A 20,081-nucleotide genomic window follows, 5' to 3' on the forward strand; every position below is an offset into this window, starting at 1 on the left:
GTCGACCCCAAAGGAGAGCCCATGACTGCGATTGCCGAAACCCTGCCAGATCCTCAGCCAGAGAGTCCGCTTGCCCTGCTGCAGGCGGTCTTCGGCTATCAGCAGTTTCGGCCGGGTCAGCTCGAAATCATCGAGCAGATCGTCGCGGGGCGCGATGCGCTGGTGCTCAAGCCCACTGGCGGCGGCAAGTCGCTCTGCTACCAGATCCCGGCACTGCTGCGGCCCGGGCTCGGCGTGGTGGTCTCTCCCCTTATTTCGCTGATGAAGGATCAGGTCGACAGTCTGCGCGCCAACGGCGTGGCGGCGGTCTACATCAACTCGGCCCTGAGCCGGGAGGAGATGATCCAGAACTTCGCCGCCATGCGCCGTGGCGAGATCAAGCTGGTCTATGTCTCCCCCGAGCGCTTGCTGCAGCACGAGTTTATGGACCGGCTGGCCGAGCTGCCGCTCGGGCTGTTCGCCATCGACGAGGCGCACTGCGTTTCCCAGTGGGGCCACGACTTCCGGCCTGAGTATGCGGCGCTGGGGCGGCTAAAACAGTGGTTCCCGCAGGTGCCTGTGGTGGCGCTCACCGCCACCGCCGATGAGGCGACCCGCAGCGACATGCTGCACCGTTTGGAGCTCAACGATCCCTTCATCCACACCGCCAGCTTCGATCGCCCCAATATCCGCTACAGCCTGGTGGAGAAGTTCAAGGCGGCCGAGCAGCTGCTGCGTTACGTGCAGAGCCAGAAGGGCAACTGCGGCATCGTCTACTGCTCCAGTCGCAACCGTGTGGAGGAGGTGGCCGAGCGGTTATCCCGCCACGGCTGCAAGGCCGCGCCCTATCATGCGGGGCTACCGCTCGAGCAGCGTCAGCAGACCCAGGATGCCTTCCTCAAGGACGACATCGAGATAGTGGTGGCGACGGTGGCGTTCGGTATGGGCATCGACAAACCCAATGTGCGCTTCGTGGTGCACTACGACATCCCGAAGAACATCGAATCCTATTATCAGGAGACCGGCCGGGCCGGTCGCGATGGCACTCCCGCCGAGGCGCTGCTGCTCTACGATCCTGCCGATATCGGCCGGGTGCGCCGCTTGCTCGATAACATCGAGAATCCGCAGCAGTTGCAGGTGGAGCAGTACAAGCTCAACGTGATGGCGGCCTTTGCCGAGGCGCAAACCTGCCGCCGTCAGGTGCTGCTCAACTATTTCGGCGAGTACAACGACAAGCCCTGTGGCAACTGCGATATCTGTCTCGATCCGCCCAAGAGCTATGACGGCACCGAAGATGCCCAGAAGGCGCTCTCCTGCGTCTGGCGGGTGGGGCAGAATTTCGGGGTGGGTTATGTAGTGGAAGTGCTGCGCGGGTCGCTGAACCAGCGCATCAAGGATCACGGCCACGACAAGCTCTCGACCTACGGCATCGGCAAGGATCAGAGCCACGAATACTGGATGAGCGTGATCCGCCAGCTGATCCACAAGGGACTGCTGACCCAGAACATCACCCGCAATCTGGTGCTGCAGCTGACCGAAGCGGCCCGCCCCGTGCTGCGTGGAGAGGTGAAGCTGGAGCTGGCGGTGCCCCGCCTGCAGCCTATCTCCAGCCGCAAGGAGAAGCGCAATGGCCTGCTCGACAACGCCAACTACGACAAACGGTTGTTCAAGGAGCTGCGCGGCCTGCGCAAGCAGATTGCCGAGGATGAAGAGGTGCCGCCCTACGTGGTGTTCAACGATGCGACCCTGGTTGAGATGGCTCAGCTGATGCCGATGACCGAAGACGAGATGCTGGCTATCAACGGTGTCGGGCACCGCAAGCTGGAGCGCTTTGGCGAAGCCTTTATGGACCTGATCATCGATTACTGCCGCCGGTAGGGTCGATTAGGCAGCCTAATCGACCACGGCAAGCACGGCTCGGAAGAACCTGGGTCAGACGCGAGGTTATTTCAGGCTGGCGTAGAAGGCCGCCAGATTGTCGATATCCGCATCGGTCAGCGGCGCCATGAAGGGGTCCATCAAGGGCTCTTTGCGAGTGCCATCCTTGAACGCTTTCAACTGTTTCACCAGATAGGCGGCATTCTGACCCGCCAGATGGGGATAGTTGGGGATCATCGCCTTGCCTTCCACGCCGTGACAGGCGGCACAGACCGCCGCCTTGGCTTTGCCGGCTTCAATATCGGCAGCCTTGGCCTGATGACCCCACGCCAGTGCCAGCAAGGGCAGGGCATATACCCATTTTTGCATCTTCTTCTCCTTGAATTGAAAAATGATGGTTGCCAGTGAGCACAAGCATGGCTGACGGCAGTATAAAGAGTGACACGAGCATACGCAGGGACGAATGGTACAACCATGAAGTTGATCAACACTTTTGCGACCGAGTTGCCCTGGGCCTGTGAACCCGTGGTCCCTCAGCCTCTGCAGCAGCCCCGGTTGCTTCATCTCAACCGGGCTTTGCTGGATGAGCTGGGATTGGGAGGCATCAGCGAGGCTGACTGGATCGCCTGTTGTGGCGAGGGAAAAGTACTGCCCGGTATGCAGCCGGTAGCTCAGGTCTATGCGGGCCATCAGTTCGGGGGTTATAGCCCCCGGCTTGGGGATGGTCGCGCGCTGCTGCTGGGTGAGCAGCTGGCGCCGGATGGGCAGCGCTGGGATTTGCACCTGAAGGGGGCGGGTAAAACCCCGTTCTCCCGTTTTGGTGACGGCCGCGCCGTGCTGCGCTCCAGCATCCGCGAATATCTCGCCTCAGAAGCGCTCCATGCTCTCGGCATCCCGACCACGCGAGCACTGGTGCTGGTGGGCAGTCAGGAGCCTGTTTATCGCGAGCAGGTGGAGACCGGGGCGACCGTGCTGCGTACCGCCCCCAGCCATCTGCGCTTCGGCCATATCGAGTATTTCGCCTGGAGCGGGCAGGGAGAGAAGATCCCGCCACTCATCGACTATCTGCTGCGCCACCACTTCCCCGAACTGGAGAGTGGTGCCGAACTGTTTGCCGAGGTAGTGCGCCGCACCGCGCGGTTGATTGCCAAATGGCAGGCGGCGGGCTTCTGTCACGGGGTAATGAATACCGACAACATGTCGCTGTTCGGCCTGACGCTGGATTACGGCCCCTACGGCTTTATCGATGCCTACGTGCCGGACTTTGTCTGCAACCACTCGGATCCGGCGGGTCGTTACGCGCTGGATCAGCAGCCCGCGGTCGGTTACTGGAATCTGCAAAAGCTGGCGCAGGCGCTGGCTGGCCATGTAGACGGTGATGCATTGACTGCGGCGTTGGCCCAGTACGAGCAGCAGCTGATGCTGCACTACTCCGAGCTGATGCGGGCCAAACTCGGGCTGGCGGTGTGGGAGGAGGATGACCCAGCGCTGTTCCGCGAGTTGTTCCGGTTGCTGGCGGCTAACAAAGTGGATTACCACCTGTTCCTGCGCCGTCTCGGTGAGGTGACGCAAGAGGGGGCGTGGCCTGCGTCTCTGCTGGCCCTGTTGTCTGGACCAGGTGTTTGGCTGGCGTGGCTGGAGCGCTATCGGGCGCGGCTGATGCGCGAAGGCAGCGAGGATGCCGTGCGCAAGGCGCAGATGGATGCCATCAATCCCAAGTATGTGCTGCGTAATGCGCTGGCCCAGCAGGTGATCGACGCCGCCGACGCAGGGGATATGCAGCCGTTCGAGCGGCTGTTCGCCGCCTTGCAGCACCCCTATGATGAACAACCGGAATATGAGGATCTCGCCACCCCGACTCCGGCATGGTATTGCGGTGGTGAGCTCTCCTGCAGCAGCTGAGAGACAGGGAATGAGTTGGCAAATCAAACAGGTAGATAGCGAAGCTGGCGTGGTGACGCTGGATTGTCCGGCGCTCGAGTGGGACTCGTTTCCGCTGTTGGCGCAGGCCTTGCTGCGAGAGTGGGAGCTTCAGCCGCTCGAGCAGGATGCGGGGGCCGACCGCCATAGCTGGTTGCTGGAGTTTGAAGGGAGCCAGTTTCGGCTGGAGTATGAACACTACAGCGGCTGCTGGCTGGAGACGGTGCGCCCGGCGGATCGGGAGGCACTGCTCTGGCTCGCCAGACAGCACAAGGCGTGACTATCGCCCACAAGGCCAGCTCTGCCGCTGGCCAACCTGGACAAGCGTAATCGCATAAAGATTGAACTATCGGTTTGGGGGCGTATAATCTCGCCCCTCGATTATCGCCAATGGTGGCGATATGGGTTCCCTAACCCCATTAACCAAAAAGGTCACAAGATGAATCTGACCCCTGCGCAGTACCAAACGGCGCTCTTTCGCCTGTCGTTGTTCCACATCCTGATCATTGCCAGCAGCAACTATCTGGTGCAGCTGCCGATCACCGTGTTTGGCTTCCACACCACTTGGGGTGCGTTCAGCTTCCCGTTTATCTTCCTCGCCACTGACCTGACGGTGCGGATCTTCGGTGCCGGTCTGGCACGCAAGATTATCCAGACCGTGATGCTTCCTGCGCTGGCGGTCTCCTATGTGCTCTCCGTGCTCTTCTTCGAAGGGAGTTTCCAGGGCGTTGGTCATCTGGCCGAGTTCAACCTGTTCGTAGCGCGTATCGCGCTGGCCAGCTTTATGGCCTATCTGGTAGGGCAGTTCATGGATGTGGTGGTGTTCAACCGCCTGCGTCTGCTCAAGCAGTGGTGGATTGCACCTGCGGCCTCCACCCTGTTCGGTAATCTGGTTGATACCATCGCTTTCTTCAGTGTGGCCTTCTGGCGCACCACAGATCCTTTCATGGCAGAGCACTGGGTCGAGATCGCAACCGTCGATTACGTATTCAAGTTGCTGATAAGCCTTGGTTTGTTCGTGCCGCTCTACGGTGTCTTGTTGCGCTACCTCAGCCGCAAGCTGGTGGGCGAGGCCGGATTATCCAGCCTGCAAACGGCCACCCGGCAAGCCTGACCAGATTGACCACCCTTCGCGGTGGTCAATTTTTTTGCACTTTCTGCAAATAGCGCTTGCTTAGTTAAATGAGAATGATTATTGTTAACTTGTTTTCCGGGAAAGACTTCATTCGTTCCAACGTGATGGACTTCTTGTGAAGGCACGACATTGCTCACATTGCTTCCAGTTAAGGGCCAGTTTATCTGGCCCTCTTTTTTTGTCATTTTTCAGCAAGTTGCAGGCATAAAAAACGGGAGCCAAGGCTCCCGTCGTCACTCTGCCTGCGGCTTACTCGATATCGAGTGCCTCGGGGGAGAGGATCACCCCTGTGGTATCGGCGTAGAGGTGGTCGTCAGGCAGGAAGGTCACGCCACCGAAGTTGACCGGCAGATCGGTCTCCCCTACATCCTTGCTGTCGGCACCGACCGGAATGGCTGCCAGTGCCTGAATGCCGATATCCAGATCTTCCAGAATATCGACTTCGCGGACGCAGCCGTAGCAGACAATCCCTTCCCAATCGTTCTCTGCTGCTGTTGTGGCGATGTCGCTGTCGATCAGAGCTCGGCGCATGGAGCCACCGCCATCGATCAGCAAGACGCGTCCCAGTCCGTTCTCTTTGACGAGTTCACGTATAAGACCATTCGATTCGAAGCATTTGACGGTGGTGATGACGCCGCCGAAAGAGGCGCGGCCGCCGAAGGAGCAGAGCATGGGTTCAAGCACATCCACCATGTCCTGATAGATGTCGCACAGTTCAGAAGTATTGTATTCCATAGTGTCAAATCCACGGCTGGAAACAGGTGCAACCAGTATAAGGAGTGGGTGTGGCATTTCAATGAATATTCCTTGCACAGATCACCTGTCGCCGCTTTTCTGCATAAGCTCAATGCAGTTCACTGCCTGTTTGCGAGAGGTCCATCGTGCTTATCCGTCATAAGTTGATCCTGAATACCGTGCTGGTTGCCGTTGCCATGCTGGTACTGAGCGGCCTGTTTATCTACTCCAGCCAGGTGCACCGTCACCTGACCGAAGCCCAGCGCAATATCGACCAGCTGGAGATCGCCATGCTCAACCTGCGGCGGGCCGAGAAGGATTTTCTGATCCGTAAGGATGTGACCTTCGTCGAGCGCTTCAATCAGGGGCTGTCAGATTTTCACCAGCACAATCGGGAGCTGGTGACCGATGACAATCTGGCGGCTGTCGAGGGGGAGCTGACCAGACTGGATCAGCAGATCAGCGGTTATGGCAAAGCCTTCAACGATCTGGTGGCCCAGCAGCAGAAGATTGGTCTGGGGCCGGAGGAGGGGCTCTATGGCAAGCTGAGGGCGGCGGTGCATGAGGTGGAGAATGGACTCAAGCAGCTGGATCAGCAGGGGCTGCTCATCACCATGTTGCAGCTGAGACGAGCGGAGAAAGACTTCATGCTGCGCTCCGATATCCAGTATCTGGAGCGTTTCGAGACCTTGCACAAGAGTTTTCAGGATAGCCTTGCCACTTTGCCGGAGGCGGATCGCGGCAAGCTGGAGCAGGCCAGCAAGCAGTACCGGCAGGACTTTGTGGCGCTGGTGCAGGGGATGCAGGTACTGGGGCTGAAAGAGGATGAAGGGCTGCGTAACCAGATGCGGGATCTGGTGCATCAGACCGAACAGGGGTTTGCCGCCGTCGATCAGCACATTGTCGCTGAGCTGGAGCGGCAGAGCGCTCGCCTCAACAGCCTGATGCTGGTCTGTGGCGGGGTGATTGTTGTGCTGATCGGCATCATGAGCGTGTTGCTGGGGCGCAGCATCGACCGTCCCATTACTCAGGTGAATGACACCGTCAACCGCATTCGTCAGGATAATGACCTGCGCTTGAAGATAGAACTGCGCGGGGCAGATGAAATGGCCCAGCTGGCAGGCAATCTCGACGTGATGCTGGGCGGGTTTCGCGATCTGATCGGCGATGTGAAGCAGAGCGTGCACACCCTGACCGAAGCGGCGGATCACCTTTCGGCCAACGTCAAGCGCACCAGTGAAGGGGCGGCGCGTCAGCTGCAGGAGACCGATATGGTGGCGACCGCGTCCACCGAGATGGGCTCCACCATCGAAGAGATCGCCCGCAACACAGAGCAGGCGGCCAACAATGCGCAGGCGACCAACAACAAGGCGATGGAGGGGCGGGCTGCGGTCGAGAATACTGTCGAGCAGATCCGCTCGCTGGCGGGTAATCTGGAGAGTTCATCCCGCGAGGTGAGCCAGCTGCAAAAAGAGAGCGAGACCATCGGCTCCGTGCTCGACGTGATCCGCGGCATTGCCGAGCAGACCAACCTGCTGGCCCTCAACGCAGCCATCGAAGCAGCTCGGGCAGGGGATCAGGGGCGCGGCTTTGCGGTAGTGGCCGATGAGGTGCGCAATCTGGCCATCCGTACCCAGAAATCGACCCAGGAGATTGCCGGCATCATCAGCTCGCTGCAGAAACAGACCGGCAGCATCGTCGAGGTGATGGCAACCTGCCGCGAGCAGGGCAACCGCAGCTCGGATCAGGCCAGTACCGCAGGGGAGTTGCTGGGGCAGATCACTCAGGATGTTACCCACATCATGGACATGAGCACCCAGATTGCGGCAGCCATCGAGCAACAGAGTCTGGTGGCCAACGAGGTGAACCGCAACGTCAACAACATCCGCGACATCGCCCAGGAGTCGAGCATCATGGCAGAGGAAAATGCGAGATCCAGCGAGGGCCTCAACGAGCAGGCCCAGCTGCTCAACAAGGCGGTGGCAAAATATCGGGTTTAGTGAGCGGACTGGCATCCTTGTGAGGTTTTTACACCAGAGTGGCAATGATTTGATCGTAATGGCTGTTATTGGGGAAATTCGCTCATATAATCGCCGCCACTATGATGATTCGGAAGGATTCGATGGCAAAGTTGCTGGTGGCCGCATTCGGGCTGCTCTGTTCCTGTCTGGTGTTGGCAGGGCCGGCGCCTCAGGCTACCCCACTCAAGCCCGGTATGGAGCCGCTACTCAGCTGGTTCAACGGGGCCTTTACGAGCCGGGAGCAGGCCAGTTACGACAGCCGCTTTACCAGTGCCGAGCTGCGCCTGATGGAGATCTGGCCCGGCTATCAGGGCTATCGCTGGGTCTATGCCGAGCAGTACCTGAGTCTGCGCTCCGTCCGTCCCTTCCGCCAGCGCATCTATCGCTTCTCCCCCGCCCCTGACGGGCGGATCCTGATGGCAGAGCTGACCATGCCCCGTGCCACCGATTTTGCCGGTGCCTGGCATGATCCCGCCCTGCTCGACAGTCTGACCCCGCAGCAGCTCTCCTTGCGCCACGGTTGCGAGATCTGGCTGACACGCACTCCCTCCGGCGAATATGCCGGTCACACCCGGGTGGGCCATTGCTCCACCGATTTTGGCGGTGCCACGACGCTGGTGCAGCATATCTGGATTGGCCCCGATAGCGTCAGATTGCTGGATCGAGCCTATGACAACGCAGGGAGCCCGCGCTGGGGCAGCCCTGGTGAGGGGTATGTCTATTTGCGTCGTTCCAAAGGATTTGGCCAGTAGGGGAGAGTGCGTCTGGCTGCGGGAACATGAAGGATGAAAAATAGGGATCGTAAAAAAGGCGCCCGATGGGCGCCTTTTTCAGAATTCTTCAGAAGTAAAATTACTTCTTGGTGGTCATCGCACCGAAACGCTTGTTGAACTTGTCTACGCGGCCGCCGCTAGAAACTTCTTTCTGCTTGCCGGTGTAGAACGGGTGGCACTCGGAGCACACGTCCAGGTTCAGATCTTTACCGATGGTAGAGAAAGTGTTGATGACGTTACCGCAAGAGCACTTGGCGGTGATGGCTACGTAGTCAGGATGGATACCAGCTTTCATGGACAACCTCAATTAATAGGCCGTGTCGCCATCCGATCTCTTGTCGGACACCACACGATTGTTGAACACAGTTTCAAAGGCTGCGAATAATATAGGAAATGCCTGAGATCAGGCAAGTGGCTTCGCAGAAAAAATAGGCAACCCCTGGTGAATTCTTCCCAAACGCTGGATCTGGTTCGTGTCGCTGTCCCGGTACCGTTACGCCGTCACTTCGACTATCTCTCTCCCCTGCCGTTACCTGCCCCTGGTTGCCGGGTCGAGATCCCTTTCGGTCCCCAGACCCTGGTCGGGCTGGTGGTGGATCATCCGGTTGACAGCCAGGTGCCCCGCAACAAGCTCAAGCCCATCAAACGGGTATTGGACACGGCTCCGGTGCTGGGGCCGGATATTCTGGCGCTGATGAACTGGAGCGCCAGCTACTACCAGCATCCGCTGGGGGAAGTGCTGCCCCACGCCCTGCCGGTGCTGGTGCGCAAGGGGGAGCCTGCCGCTTATCGTGAACTGGAGTTCTGGTTTGCCACCGAGGCGGGCATGGCCATCGACCTTAACGAGCTCAAGCGGGCGGCCAAGCAGCAGCAAGTGCTCGCCCTGCTGCGCAAAGGGCCGCAGACCCCCTCTGCCCTCAAGCAGGAGGAGATCCAGAGCTCCGCTCTCACTGCGCTGGAGAAGAAGGGATTGCTGGAGAAGCGTTCGCTGGAGCCGAGCCACGATGGCGACTGGGCTGCCCGCTTTGAGCCGGGGGAGGGGCTGCGCCTCAACGGCGAACAGGCGCTGGCCGTCTCTGCCGTTACCAGCCAGAGCGACAAGTTCGGTGCCTTCCTGCTGGATGGCATCACAGGTTCCGGCAAGACCGAGGTCTACCTGAGCATCCTCGAGCCGTTGCTCAAGGCGGGCAAGCAGGCACTGGTGATGGTGCCGGAGATCGGCCTCACCCCGCAGACCATCAACCGCTTCCGGCGCCGCTTCAACGTGCCGGTGGTGGCGATGAACTCCGCCATGAACGATCGGGAACGGCTCGACGCCTGGCTCGCCTGCCGCGACGGCGCCGCCGCCATCCTGATCGGCACCCGCTCGGCGGTGTTCACCCCGTTTCACAACCTCGGCATCATCATCATCGACGAAGAGCACGACGGCTCCTTCAAGCAGCAGGACGGTTTTCGCTACCACGCGCGGGATCTGGCGGTGATGCGGGCCCATCGTGCCGGTATTCCGATCCTGCTTGGCTCGGCTACCCCATCGCTGGAGACATTGCACAACGCCCGCACCGGCAAGTATCACCATCTCACCCTGACTCGCCGTGCCGGTAACGCCCAGACCGCCCGTCAGGTGATCCTGGATATCAAGAGCGTGCGGCTGCAGGCCGGGCTCTCCCCCCAGTTGGAGCAGCTGATGGCAGAGCATCTAGCGGCGGGCAATCAGGTGATGCTGTTCCTCAACCGCCGTGGCTATGCCCCGGCTCTGATCTGCCACCAGTGCGGCTGGAGCGCTGCTTGTGAGCGGTGTGATGCCTGGTACACCTGGCATCAGGCCGGGCGACGACTGCATTGTCACCACTGCGACAGCGTACGCCCGCTGCCCCACAACTGCCCCGAGTGTGGCAGCAACGAGCTGATCGGATCGGGAGTGGGCACCGAGCAGCTGGAGCAGTTGCTCACGACGGTTTTCCCGCAATATCCCGTAGTGCGCATCGATCGGGACAACACCCGCCGCAAGGGGGAGCTGGAGACCCATCTCGGCGACATCAAGGCGGGCAAGTACAAGATCCTCATCGGCACCCAGATGCTGGCCAAGGGCCACCACTTCCCGGATGTGACCTTGGTGGGGCTGCTGGATGTGGATGGCGCCCTGTTCAGCGCTGATTTTCGCGCCGCCGAGAAGCTGGCCCAGCTCTACACCCAGGTGGCGGGCCGTGCCGGTCGCGCCAGCAAACCCGGGTTGGTGGTGCTGCAGAGCCATCATCCGGAGCACGCCCTGCTGCAGGATCTGACCCAGAATGGTTACGGCCACTTCGCCGATACGGCGCTGAAAGAGCGCCGCCTGCTGGGGCTGCCGCCCTTCAGCTATCAGGGGCTGTTTAGGGCCGAGGCCAACGGCCGCGACGAGGTGCAGCTGTTCCTCGCCCGCCTCGCCGATACCCTGCGCAGCGCCCGCTATCCCAACGTTCAGGTGCTGGGGCCCATCAGCGGCTTTATGGAGCGCAAGGCGGGCAAATTTCGCATGCAGTTGCTGCTGCAGGGGCCGAACCGAGCACCGCTGGCCCAACTGCTGGACTGGGTGGTGAAGGAGCTGGAAGGCTGGCCCGAGACCAAAAAGGTGCGCTGGAGTCTGGATATCGACCCCACCGAGCTGAGTTGATGGTGGCACCGGAGCCGGTCGCTGGCAGTTATCGTCAGCGACCGATGGGTGATTTCATTTCAAAGCTCAGACCCGCAGATCGATCTGCTGCACCCAGCCTCCTTTACCCTGTTCGGTGAGATAGAGGCCGGATTGGCGCAGCACCCCCTGATTGCCGCTCTCCCCCAGATGGTTGAAGGGGGTGTCGAGGGGGCGCAGCAGGATGGCGCCGATCCCCAGCTCCACCAGAGCGATGGGGGCGTGATCCGGATGCCAGAACTGCAGGGCTGAAAACTGGCTATCCCCCTCATCCAGCACCCCGTTGCCATCCTCATCCAGGGTGGCCAGCTCGCCGAAGCCATTGCCGGAGCGAGCACCAAACAGCTCGCCCCCATCGTCTATGGTGCCGTTGCCATTGCGATCCAGCGCCACAAAGCCGCTGCCTTCACTCAAGCCCGGCAGGCTATCCTCCTTGCCATCCTGATCGATATCGAAAGTGACCCGTGCCTCGGTCAGATCGGCAATCTTGCCATCCAGACTCAGCACCAGCGGATCTTTGAGGGCATTGAGGGTGGTGCGCCGCTGGCTTACCTCCAGCTGGCGCCAGTCGAGCACAAAGCCGAGATCGAGCTGAATAGTCTGACCATCCCGAGTCGCTACGCTGGCCGATGCCACCACGTTGAGCTGCTCCTGTTGCAGCAGGGTGTCAGTCACCTCCACCAGTTGATCCGGCTCGGCGGCTTGAGCAGCGGCATCTCCTTGGGTCACTCCATCGCCTCCCTCTTCGGAGGGGGTGATCGGCTTGGGCAGCTCGATTTCGTGGCCCAGCATCGCCTCGATCATCAGCTTGATCAGCCGCTGGCGGTTATCCAGTCCATCGTCGGGAATACCATCCTGCTCTTTGCCGACGTCCGCTGCGGGCGGGGCGGGAGGTGTTGTCGCTTGCTGGCTGGCGGCCGATTGCCTCGCGGTTTGCAGCGTCAGGGCGCTGGTGAGGGTCAGGGTGCTGCTGCGTTCGCCGGCCACTGCCGCGTTGTTGCCTTCCGGTGGATTGACGACGGGTGGCACGGGCCCGAGGTTGCGCACCTTGCGGCTCTGGGCCTGCTGTTGCCGGTATTGCACCTCCCCCTGGAGGTCGTAGTGATCGATGCGCATACATTCGCCCTCGGCGCTATACATCTGGTCAGTTATCGACCTGTTAGTGAGCAGGGCTTAACACCAAATAGGACTAATCAGGGAGGTGGTTAGTACTAGGTTGCAAGGTGGTGGCGTGGCAGGATGGCAAGAGACTGGATGGTGGCGCTCTAGTTGAACATTTTCAGGTAACGCGGCGCACTCTGGCTGACAAGCGGCATCGGTGAGGATAGGGAGAATTACATGGGAAATTGTCTGGTGATGGACGTGGCGGGCTATGGTGGATTCCTGTCTGGCGCCCCTTGCATCAATGATGTTGAGGGCTTCACTCATGCGTAACTGTCTGGTGATGGGAGCGGCAGGATACATCGGTTCCTATCTGGTGCCCCACCTGCAAACGCTGGGCTACAGGGTGATTGCCGGGGCGCGCCGTCCCTGCCGCTTGCCTGAGGGGGTCGAGTTTCGCCTCGCCGATAGCCTCAAGCCGATCACCTTGCTGCCTGCGCTGGCGGGCATCGATACCGTCTTCTATCTGGTGCATGCCATGGGGGCGGGGGCCGATTTTCACCGGCTGGAGCAGCAGGGGGTAAAGAACTTCGCTGCCGCCGCTCGTGCTGCCGGGGTGCGCCGCATCATCTATCTCGGGGCGATCCAGCCGGAGCAGTGCAACAGCCGTCATCTCAACTCCCGCCGCCACTGTGGCGAGTTGTTTCGTGACTCCGGCGTGCCGACGGTGGAGCTGCGCGCCGGTATCATTGTCGGGCCCGGTTCGGCGGCGTTCGAGGTGATGCGGGATCTGGTGTTCAACCTGCCGATGATGGTGACGCCCAAATGGGTGCGCTCGCGCACGCCGCCGATTGCGCTGTCCAACCTGCTTCACTATCTGGGCGGGCTGGTGGAGGCCGACGAGGTGGATGGCCGCATTTTCAATGCGGTCGGCCCAGAACTGCTCAGCTATCAGCAGCAGTTGCAGAAGTTCGCCGCCCATATCGGCAAGCGCTGCCCCATCATTCCCATCCCGTTTCTGAGCCCGCGCCTCTCTGCCTGGTGGCTGCAGTTTGTCACCTCGGTGCCGCAGCCGGTGGCCAAGGCGCTGGTGGGGGGTCTCAAGCACGATATCCCGGCCGATGACGGCCCGCTGCGCACCTTGCTGCCGCAGACCCTGCTCAGCTTCGACGAGGCGCTGGCGGAGAGTCTGGCGCTGGAGCAGAAGCTGGGTGCCGAACAGCAGGGGCAGGAGACGCCGCTCGGCCTGCGCTGGCGCCATCCCGAATATGGTTTCTATGACCGTACCGCCAGCGGTGAAGCCATCTGCCTCGCCTCTCCCGAGGTGGTGTGGCAGGTGTTGCAGCAGCTGGGGGGGGAGCAGCGCTACTTCTACATGAACCAGCTGTGGGTGGTGCGCGAATGGATGGATCATCTGATCGGCGGCCCGGCCCGCACCCGTGGCCGCACCAATCCGGATCGTTTCGTGAAGGGGGACATGCTCGACTCCTGGCAGATCCTCGGGGTGGATGAGGGGCGCAGGCTCGATCTCTTGTTCAACATGAAGGCCCCGGGCGTCGGGCGGCTGGAGTTCAACATCCTGCCGGAGGAGTCCGGGTTGACCCGCGTCCGGGTCACCGCTCACTGGCACCCGCAGGGCGCCTGGGGGCTGGCCTACTGGCTCGCCATGCTGCCGTTCCACCTCTTTATCTTTCAGGGCATGACCGAGGCCATCGCCCGTCAGGCCGAGGTGAGTGCAGGTATCCCGGTGATGGATTAACCCTCTTCACATCATTCCCGCTGATAGAGTGCCCCGTTCGGGGCACTTTTTATGCGGCGGCCATGCCCGGTTATGGCAGATAGTGGTAGTCGTCTCATGGCAAAGGCTGGCATCATGCCGCGGTCTTGTTTACCGCGGATAGATAATCAGTCAGAAAAAGAAGGAATTATGAAGAAAAAACCGTCAATTTTGGGGGGCGCCTGCATCATTGCCAGCGTCTGCGTGGGAGCCGGCATGCTCGGTCTGCCGAGTTCGGGGGCGGGGGCCTGGACCCTCTGGTCGGTGCTGGCGCTGACCGTCACTATGGTGATGATGACCCTCTCCGGCTGGATGTTGCTGGAATCCTTCCAGCACCACGATATGCGGGTCTCCTTCAATACCGTGACTCGCGAGCTGCTGGGGGAGAAGCTCAATCTCCTCAACAACCTCTCGGTCTACTTTGTTGGCGGCATTCTGCTTTACGCCTATATCACCTCCTCCGGCGCCATCCTGCAGGGCATTCTGGGGATCGACAGCAAGCTCGCGTCCGTGCTGTTCGTGGCGCTCTTCTCTGCGGTGGTGTGGCACTCGACTCGCGCCGTTGACCGCATCTCTGTGGTGCTGATCGCCTTCATGATCCTCAGTTTCGCCCTCGGTGTGGCCGGGCTGCTCGGCAGTATCAAGCTGCCGACCCTGCTCGATCTGGCGGGCAGCGAGAGTCGCTACGCCCCCTATGCCATGGCGATGCTGCCGGTGGCGCTCACCTCGTTCGGCTATCACCACTCGGTGGCCTCTCTGCGTGCCTACTACCAGAACGAGCAGCAGGCCAGATGGGCCATTCTGGGGGGAACCCTGATCGCGCTGGCGCTCTACGTGCTCTGGTTGCTGGGGATCTTCGGCAACCTGCCCCGTCAGGATTTTGCCCCCGTGATTGCCAAGGGAGGGGACGTGAGCGTGCTGCTCTCCGCCCTCTCCGGGGTCATTGAATCGGAGAAGGTGGCCAGCGCCATCAACGGTTTCTCCATGGCGGCCATCCTCTCCTCCTTTATCGGGGTAGGGCTCGGGGTGTTCGACTATCTGGCTGATCTGTTCAAGTTCGATAACAGCCGCGCCGGTCGCTGCAAGACCTGGGCGGTCACCTTCCTGCCGCCGCTGGTGCTCTCCCTGCTCTTCCCGTTCGGCTTCCTGCTGGCTATCGGTTATGCCGGTGCCGCCGCCACCATCTGGACCTGCATCATCCCGGCACTGCTGGTGCTGCGCACCCGGGCGCGGGCCGAGCGGGGCGAAGTGACACCCCACTTCGTTACCCCCGGTGGCAAGCTGATGGCCTGGTTGCTGATCCTGTTCGGATTGGCGACCGCGCTGTTCCACTTCCTGTCGATGGCAAATCTGTTGCCGGTCTATCTGGGCAACTGAGTCAGGTCTACAGCTCTGACAGAAAGGGCGGCAAGGCCAACTTGCCGCCCTTTTTGCGCCATTTTTACCCCACGCAGCAGGATCTATAACTAAAGTGGTAGGTGTGGGTGGGGTAAGGTGCTGAAATAACTGGTCTGATCTGGCTGGCGGTAGCATGATCTGCTGGGCATGCTCAACGCTTTCTTTTATGATCCCCGCCCTTCTGTGTGCCCCCTGTCGGCACCTCATTTGCACCAACCACATCGGGGTCCCCCATGTCCGATCTGCGTCAAGAAGCACTCGATTACCACGCCCAGCCCGTACCGGGCAAAATTGCCATCGCCCTGACCAAGCCTGCCGAAACCGCCCGCGATCTGGCGCTGGCCTACAGCCCGGGTGTTGCCGAGCCGGTGCGCGAGATCGCCGCCAACCCGGCCGATGCCTACCGCTATACCGGCAAGGGCAATCTGGTGGCCGTCATCTCCAACGGCACCGCCATTCTGGGGCTGGGCAATCTGGGGCCGCTCGCCTCCAAGCCGGTGATGGAAGGCAAGGCTCTGCTGTTCAAGCGCTTCGCCGGCATCGACGCCATCGACATCGAGGTGAAGCACGAGACCAGCCAGCAGTTCATCGACACGGTGGCGGCCATCGCCGATACCTTCGGTGGCATCAATCTGGAAGATATCAAGGCGCCTGAGTGTTTCGAGATTGAAGAGGCGCTGATCGCGCGCTGCGACATTCCGGTGTTCCACGATGACCAGCACGGTACCGCTATCGTCACCGCCGCCGGTCTGCTCAACGCGCTGGAGATCCAGGGCAAGCTCATCAGCGACAGCCGCATCGTCTGCATGGGGGCGGGGGCTGCCGCCACCGCCTGCATGGACCTGCTGATCAAATGTGGCGCCAGAGCGCACAACATCTTCATGCTGGATCGTCAGGGTGTTATCCACACCGGCCGCAGCGATCTCAACAAGTACAAGCTGCGCTTCGCCAACGAGACCCCGTTGCGCACCCTGATGGATGTCATCGAAGGGGCAGATGTGTTTGTCGGCGTCTCCGGCCCCGATGTGCTGCCCGCCGAAGCGGTCGCCCTGATGGCGCCCAATCCGGTGATCTTCGCCTGCTCCAACCCGGACCCGGAGATCAAGCCGGCGCTGGCCCACGGGGTGCGCAGTGACCTCATCATGGGTACCGGCCGCTCTGACTACCCGAACCAGATCAACAACGTGCTCTGCTTCCCCTTCATCTTCCGCGGTGCCCTCGATGCCCGTGCCAGCCGCATCAACGATGCCATGAAGATTGCCGCGGTCGAGGCGATCCGTGCGCTGGCCAAGGAGCCGGTGCCGGCCGAGGTGCTGACCGCCGCCGGGGTCAGCGAGCTCGCCTTCGGCAAGGATTACGTCATTCCCAAGCCGATGGATGCCCGTCTGCTGCCGCGGGTTGCCCGCGCCGTGGCGCTGGCGGCGGTTGCCTCCGGCGTCGCCCGCATCGAGCTGCCCGCGGACTACATGCTGTAATCCGGCATTGCAAACGGCCCCATAGCGGGGCCGTTTTTATCTCTGCTTCTGGCGACAGCCAGAGACGCCAGCCGGGCGACAGGTTGGGGCATATGGAGGCAAATCGGGTGCAAAGGTGGTCAAACAGCGCTCTCCTCTGACACAATATTGCCACTATGACGCTAACGAGAATCAAGATGCAGCAGCCTGTCAGTGGCCGTTTGGCCCACGCCCTCTCCTTCTTGCGCCATGATGGTCGCCACTTTGCCCAGTTTGTCTGGGGCCGTTTCCAGCAGGACAGATTGACGGTTACCGCCGGTTATCTGGCCTATGTCACCCTGCTTTCACTGGTGCCGATGATCGCCGTGGTCTTTGGCATGATGTCCGCCTTCCCGGTGTTCCAGAGCCTCAAGCAGGCGATGGAGCAGTTCGTCTACCACAACTTTGTGCCGACTGCGGGCGATATGCTCAAGGAGTACATCGACGGCTTCGTCGCCAATGCCACCAACACCACGGCTGTGGGGATCGGGGCGCTGGTGGTGGTGGCGCTGATGCTGATCTCCGCCATCGACAAGAACCTCAACTACATCTGGCGTTCGACCCAGGGCCGCCCGCTGGCGCAGGCCTTTGCCATGTACTGGATGATCCTGACCCTGGGGCCTGTGCTTATCGGGGCCAGTATCGCCATCTCCTCCTATATCTTCTCGCTGCGGCTGTTTGGCGCCGAGAGCCTGTTCGGTATCGGTTATCTGCTGTTGCGCGGTTTGCCGTTCCTCTTCTCGGTGCTCACCTTCCTGCTGGTCTATACCGTGGTGCCGAACTGCAAGGTGCGGCTGATCCACGCCTTTATCGGTGCGCTGGTAGCTGCGACCCTGTTCGAGCTGGCCAAGCGCGGCTTTGCCATCTACATCACCAACTTCCCCTCCTATCAGGCCATCTACGGCGCGCTGGCCACCATCCCGATCCTGTTTGTCTGGGTCTATCTCAGCTGGCTGGTGGTGCTGCTGGGGGCTGAAACCACGGCCTGCCTCGGCGAATACGAGAAACCGGCGAGTGAGGAGCTTGGCTAAGCCATCGCCTTGGCCACCGGTTTATTGGTAGCATCGACGACCGCCCCTGCGAGGGGGCGGTCGTTCTGTTTTCAAAGGAGAGGGATGTGATTGCATTGATTCAGCGGGTCAGCGAGGCCAGCGTGACCGTTGAGGGGGAGGTGACCGGCGCCATCGGTCAGGGGCTGCTGGTACTGCTCGGGGTGGAGCAGGGGGATGATGAGGCCAAGGCCGACAAACTGCTGCACAAGGTGAGCGGCTATCGGGTCTTCAGTGACGAGAACGGCAAGATGAACCTCAATGTCGGCCAGATCGGCGGCAGCCTGCTGGTGGTCTCCCAGTTTACCCTGGCGGCCGATACCAAGAGCGGGATGCGCCCGAGCTTCTCCTGCGGTGCCCACCCGAGCGAGGCCGAGCGCCTCTATGACTACTTCGTGGCGAAGGCCGCCGCTAGCGGCATCCCGACCGCAACCGGGCGTTTTGCCGCCGACATGAAGGTGGCTCTGGTCAACGACGGCCCGGTTACCTTCTGGCTACAGGTCTGAGGATGCCTGATCCCGCGGTATGACGTGGACGATCACGTTGATGAGCCCAGCGACCGGATAGGGGGTAGCGGGGCCAATCCACTGCTCAATCAGTGTCAGGGCGTGGGTTAGCTCCAGTGCGGTGCGCGGCAGCAGGTTGATGACCAGAGTGCCGCAGAGGCGGGGGGCCAGCGCCCGGTAGAGTTGCTCCTGAAACAGCAGCAGCGGGTTGCCATCCTGACTGAAGAGATCGAGCAGGATGAGGTCGTACTGCTGCTCGCTCTGCTCCAGAAAGGCGAGGGCATCGGCCTGATGGAGTGCCGGAACGGCTTGCCCATCGTGCGCCTGATGCTGGAAAAACTGCTGATAAACGGTCAGCACCTCTTCGTCGAGGTCAACGCACTCGTGGCGGGCATCTGGCCAGCGCTGACTCAGATGGCGGGTGAGATCGCCGCCACCCAGCCCAAGTTCGAGAATCTGCTCAGCCCGCTCCGGCAGCAGGCAGGCGATGACCCGTTGATGGGGCAGACAGAGGGTCGCGGGGTTGGCGAGCGACATGGCGGATTGCACCACGCCATCTATCTCCAGCCAGCGGTGCTGCTCATTTTCCTGTACCGTGAGGCGGCGCTGGGGTTTGACGCTGAGGTGCAACAAGTGATCGGCTTGGTACGCTTGCAGATTGAAGTCCATGAATTTGCACGGCAAGATGGTTTCCGACCAGTGTAACTCAAGGATGAAACTATGTACCGGGTAGTCACCCCTCAGACAGTCGCCGAGCTGGATGCCTACTACCAGTTGCGCTGGGAGCTTCTGCGTAAGCCCTTCAATCTGCCGGTCGGTTCCGAGCGGGACGAATACGATACGGTCGCCATTCACCGGCTGATGCTGGCACCCGATGGCACTCCCATCGCGGTAGGCCGCCTCTTTATCGGCGGCGACGAGGCACAGATCCGCTTTATGGCGCTGCGGCCCGAATATCGTGGCCAGGGGCTGGGTGCCCAAATGGTGGAAGATCTCGAGCAGCTGGCCCGCAGCGAGAAGGTGAAACGGCTGGTGATGAACGCCCGCCAGGAGGCGGTGGAGTTCTATCGCAAGTGTGGCTTTCTCGAAGTGGGGGGCGGCCCCGTCTCCTTTGGTCGGATTCCCCATCGCCAGATGATCAAATCCCTGAGCCCGTTGCAGACTATCCAGTACCGGCCGGAGTGGTGTCAGGATCTCACCACCCGCTGGTCACGCGGGGTGCCCATCAGCGAGAAGATGGGGATGCACATCAGCCACTACGACGGCCAGACCTTCCATCTCAAGGCCAATCTGGCGGCCAATTTCAACGTGCATGGCAGCATGTTTGCCGGCAGTGTCTACAGCCAGTGCGTGCTGGCGGGCTGGGGGCTGATCTGGCTGCAGCTTAAAGAGGAGGGGCTGGTGGGTGAGCCGGTGCTGGCCGAGAGCACCATCAAATATCATGGCCCTGTTGATGAGGAGCCGGAGGCGCGAGTGGCCCGCGAGGGTATGCCCGCCGTGCTGCAGCCGCTCAAACGGGGTGAGCCTGCCACCTTCAGCCTCAAGATCCAGCTGTTCAGCGGCAGCAAGCTGGCGGCGGAGTTCTGCGGTCACTACGTGGTGCAGCCACCCCGTCGTCCGGGCCAGTAACCGCGTCGCTTCCCCATCA

General features: G+C 61.1%; 18 protein-coding genes. 13 read left to right on the forward strand and 5 right to left on the reverse strand.

Features of this window, described 5'->3' with window-relative positions; translation table 11 throughout:
• Positions 1–21: 21 nt before the first annotated feature.
• A complete protein-coding gene (gene recQ / locus G5367_RS13945) occupies positions 22–1,857 on the forward strand; it encodes an ATP-dependent DNA helicase RecQ (RefSeq protein ID WP_042081697.1) in 1,836 nt (611 codons plus the stop codon).
• A 66-nt stretch (positions 1,858–1,923) separates the two neighbouring features.
• Here the strand turns inward: recQ and G5367_RS13950 are convergent, their stop codons facing one another.
• Positions 1,924–2,226, reverse strand: coding sequence for a c-type cytochrome (locus G5367_RS13950; RefSeq protein ID WP_005340687.1), 303 nt, complete (start codon positions 2,224–2,226; stop codon positions 1,924–1,926).
• 105 nt (positions 2,227–2,331) lie between these two features.
• On the opposite strand from G5367_RS13950, the gene G5367_RS13955 reads away from it, so the two are divergent.
• From G5367_RS13955 to G5367_RS13965, 3 genes are all read left to right on the forward strand, one after another.
• The gene (locus G5367_RS13955; RefSeq protein WP_421244475.1) at positions 2,332–3,759 is read left to right on the forward strand and encodes a protein adenylyltransferase SelO; all 1,428 of its coding nucleotides are present in this window, start codon (positions 2,332–2,334) and stop codon (positions 3,757–3,759) included.
• A 10-nt stretch (positions 3,760–3,769) separates the two neighbouring features.
• Positions 3,770–4,057: a DUF3630 family protein gene (locus G5367_RS13960; protein ID WP_164535815.1), complete on the forward strand. Its 288-nt coding sequence runs from the start codon at positions 3,770–3,772 to the stop codon at positions 4,055–4,057.
• A 159-nt stretch (positions 4,058–4,216) separates the two neighbouring features.
• Positions 4,217–4,891, forward strand: coding sequence for a 7-cyano-7-deazaguanine/7-aminomethyl-7-deazaguanine transporter (locus G5367_RS13965; RefSeq protein WP_164535816.1), 675 nt, complete (start codon positions 4,217–4,219; stop codon positions 4,889–4,891).
• 270 nt (positions 4,892–5,161) lie between these two features.
• On the opposite strand, the gene rraA is transcribed toward G5367_RS13965, so the two are convergent.
• A complete protein-coding gene (gene rraA, locus G5367_RS13970; protein ID WP_005340678.1) occupies positions 5,162–5,647 on the reverse strand; it encodes a ribonuclease E activity regulator RraA in 486 nt (161 codons plus the stop codon).
• Positions 5,648–5,793: 146 nt separating this feature from the next.
• Here rraA and G5367_RS13975 point away from each other — a divergent pair, with 146 nt between their 5' ends.
• Both G5367_RS13975 and G5367_RS13980 read left to right on the forward strand, forming a co-directional pair.
• Entirely contained in the window at positions 5,794–7,647 is a 1,854-nt protein-coding gene (locus G5367_RS13975) for a methyl-accepting chemotaxis protein (RefSeq protein ID WP_421244476.1), read from the forward strand.
• Between the two features lie 122 nt (positions 7,648–7,769).
• Complete coding sequence (locus G5367_RS13980; RefSeq protein ID WP_005355447.1) at positions 7,770–8,420, forward strand: chromophore lyase CpcT/CpeT; 651 nt, start codon at positions 7,770–7,772, stop codon at positions 8,418–8,420.
• A 100-nt stretch (positions 8,421–8,520) separates the two neighbouring features.
• Here G5367_RS13980 and rpmE read toward each other — a convergent pair whose 3' ends face one another.
• Positions 8,521–8,736, reverse strand: a complete 216-nt coding sequence (gene rpmE, locus G5367_RS13985; RefSeq protein ID WP_005340673.1) for a 50S ribosomal protein L31 — start codon at positions 8,734–8,736, stop codon at positions 8,521–8,523.
• 147 nt (positions 8,737–8,883) lie between these two features.
• On the opposite strand from rpmE, the gene priA reads away from it, so the two are divergent.
• Complete coding sequence (gene priA, locus G5367_RS13990; protein ID WP_421294517.1) at positions 8,884–11,091, forward strand: primosomal protein N'; 2,208 nt, start codon at positions 8,884–8,886, stop codon at positions 11,089–11,091.
• Between the two features lie 66 nt (positions 11,092–11,157).
• On the opposite strand, the gene G5367_RS13995 is transcribed toward priA, so the two are convergent.
• Entirely contained in the window at positions 11,158–12,249 is a 1,092-nt protein-coding gene (locus tag G5367_RS13995) for a hypothetical protein (RefSeq protein ID WP_421294519.1), read from the reverse strand.
• Between the two features lie 286 nt (positions 12,250–12,535).
• On the opposite strand from G5367_RS13995, the gene G5367_RS14000 reads away from it, so the two are divergent.
• From G5367_RS14000 to dtd, 5 genes are all read left to right on the forward strand, one after another.
• Entirely contained in the window at positions 12,536–13,969 is a 1,434-nt protein-coding gene (locus G5367_RS14000; protein ID WP_421244478.1) for a DUF2867 domain-containing protein, read from the forward strand.
• A 168-nt stretch (positions 13,970–14,137) separates the two neighbouring features.
• Complete coding sequence (locus G5367_RS14005; protein WP_005355439.1) at positions 14,138–15,364, forward strand: aromatic amino acid transporter; 1,227 nt, start codon at positions 14,138–14,140, stop codon at positions 15,362–15,364.
• Positions 15,365–15,618: 254 nt separating this feature from the next.
• The gene (locus G5367_RS14010; protein ID WP_287869894.1) at positions 15,619–16,860 is read left to right on the forward strand and encodes a malic enzyme-like NAD(P)-binding protein; all 1,242 of its coding nucleotides are present in this window, start codon (positions 15,619–15,621) and stop codon (positions 16,858–16,860) included.
• 176 nt (positions 16,861–17,036) lie between these two features.
• The gene (locus G5367_RS14015; RefSeq protein WP_005340664.1) at positions 17,037–17,909 is read left to right on the forward strand and encodes a virulence factor BrkB family protein; all 873 of its coding nucleotides are present in this window, start codon (positions 17,037–17,039) and stop codon (positions 17,907–17,909) included.
• 86 nt (positions 17,910–17,995) lie between these two features.
• Positions 17,996–18,433 (forward strand): D-aminoacyl-tRNA deacylase, encoded by a 438-nt coding sequence (gene dtd, locus G5367_RS14020; protein WP_005342646.1) that lies wholly within the window; start codon positions 17,996–17,998, stop codon positions 18,431–18,433.
• Here the strand turns inward: dtd and G5367_RS14025 are convergent.
• The gene (locus G5367_RS14025; protein WP_421294532.1) at positions 18,422–19,102 is read right to left on the reverse strand and encodes a spermidine synthase; all 681 of its coding nucleotides are present in this window, start codon (positions 19,100–19,102) and stop codon (positions 18,422–18,424) included. The genes dtd and G5367_RS14025 overlap by 12 nt on opposite strands.
• A gap of 51 nt (positions 19,103–19,153) precedes the next feature.
• Here G5367_RS14025 and G5367_RS14030 point away from each other — a divergent pair, with 51 nt between their 5' ends.
• Complete coding sequence (locus tag G5367_RS14030; RefSeq protein ID WP_115544223.1) at positions 19,154–20,062, forward strand: bifunctional GNAT family N-acetyltransferase/hotdog fold thioesterase; 909 nt, start codon at positions 19,154–19,156, stop codon at positions 20,060–20,062.
• Positions 20,063–20,081: the final 19 nt, after the last annotated feature.

It is taken from the genome of Aeromonas sp. 604282, from assembly GCF_049170575.1.
GTDB classification, from domain to species: Bacteria; Pseudomonadota; Gammaproteobacteria; order Enterobacterales; family Aeromonadaceae; genus Aeromonas; species Aeromonas veronii_A.

Bases quoted from the DNA above. Each gene is read 5' to 3' on its own strand.
- recQ (WP_042081697.1), top strand. From the start codon at position 22: ATGACTGCGATTGCCGAAACCCTGCCAGATCCTCAGCCAGAGAGTCCG.
- G5367_RS13950 (WP_005340687.1), bottom strand. From the start codon at position 2,226: ATGCAAAAATGGGTATATGCCCTGCCCTTGCTGGCACTGGCGTGGGGT.
- G5367_RS13955 (WP_421244475.1), top strand. From the start codon at position 2,332: ATGAAGTTGATCAACACTTTTGCGACCGAGTTGCCCTGGGCCTGTGAA.
- G5367_RS13960 (WP_164535815.1), top strand. From the start codon at position 3,770: ATGAGTTGGCAAATCAAACAGGTAGATAGCGAAGCTGGCGTGGTGACG.
- G5367_RS13965 (WP_164535816.1), top strand. From the start codon at position 4,217: ATGAATCTGACCCCTGCGCAGTACCAAACGGCGCTCTTTCGCCTGTCG.
- rraA (WP_005340678.1), bottom strand. From the start codon at position 5,647: ATGGAATACAATACTTCTGAACTGTGCGACATCTATCAGGACATGGTG.
- G5367_RS13980 (WP_005355447.1), top strand. From the start codon at position 7,770: ATGGCAAAGTTGCTGGTGGCCGCATTCGGGCTGCTCTGTTCCTGTCTG.
- rpmE (WP_005340673.1), bottom strand. From the start codon at position 8,736: ATGAAAGCTGGTATCCATCCTGACTACGTAGCCATCACCGCCAAGTGC.
- G5367_RS13995 (WP_421294519.1), bottom strand. From the start codon at position 12,249: ATGTATAGCGCCGAGGGCGAATGTATGCGCATCGATCACTACGACCTC.
- G5367_RS14000 (WP_421244478.1), top strand. From the start codon at position 12,536: ATGCGTAACTGTCTGGTGATGGGAGCGGCAGGATACATCGGTTCCTAT.
- G5367_RS14005 (WP_005355439.1), top strand. From the start codon at position 14,138: ATGAAGAAAAAACCGTCAATTTTGGGGGGCGCCTGCATCATTGCCAGC.
- G5367_RS14010 (WP_287869894.1), top strand. From the start codon at position 15,619: ATGTCCGATCTGCGTCAAGAAGCACTCGATTACCACGCCCAGCCCGTA.
- G5367_RS14015 (WP_005340664.1), top strand. From the start codon at position 17,037: ATGCAGCAGCCTGTCAGTGGCCGTTTGGCCCACGCCCTCTCCTTCTTG.
- G5367_RS14025 (WP_421294532.1), bottom strand. From the start codon at position 19,102: ATGGACTTCAATCTGCAAGCGTACCAAGCCGATCACTTGTTGCACCTC.
- G5367_RS14030 (WP_115544223.1), top strand. From the start codon at position 19,154: ATGTACCGGGTAGTCACCCCTCAGACAGTCGCCGAGCTGGATGCCTAC.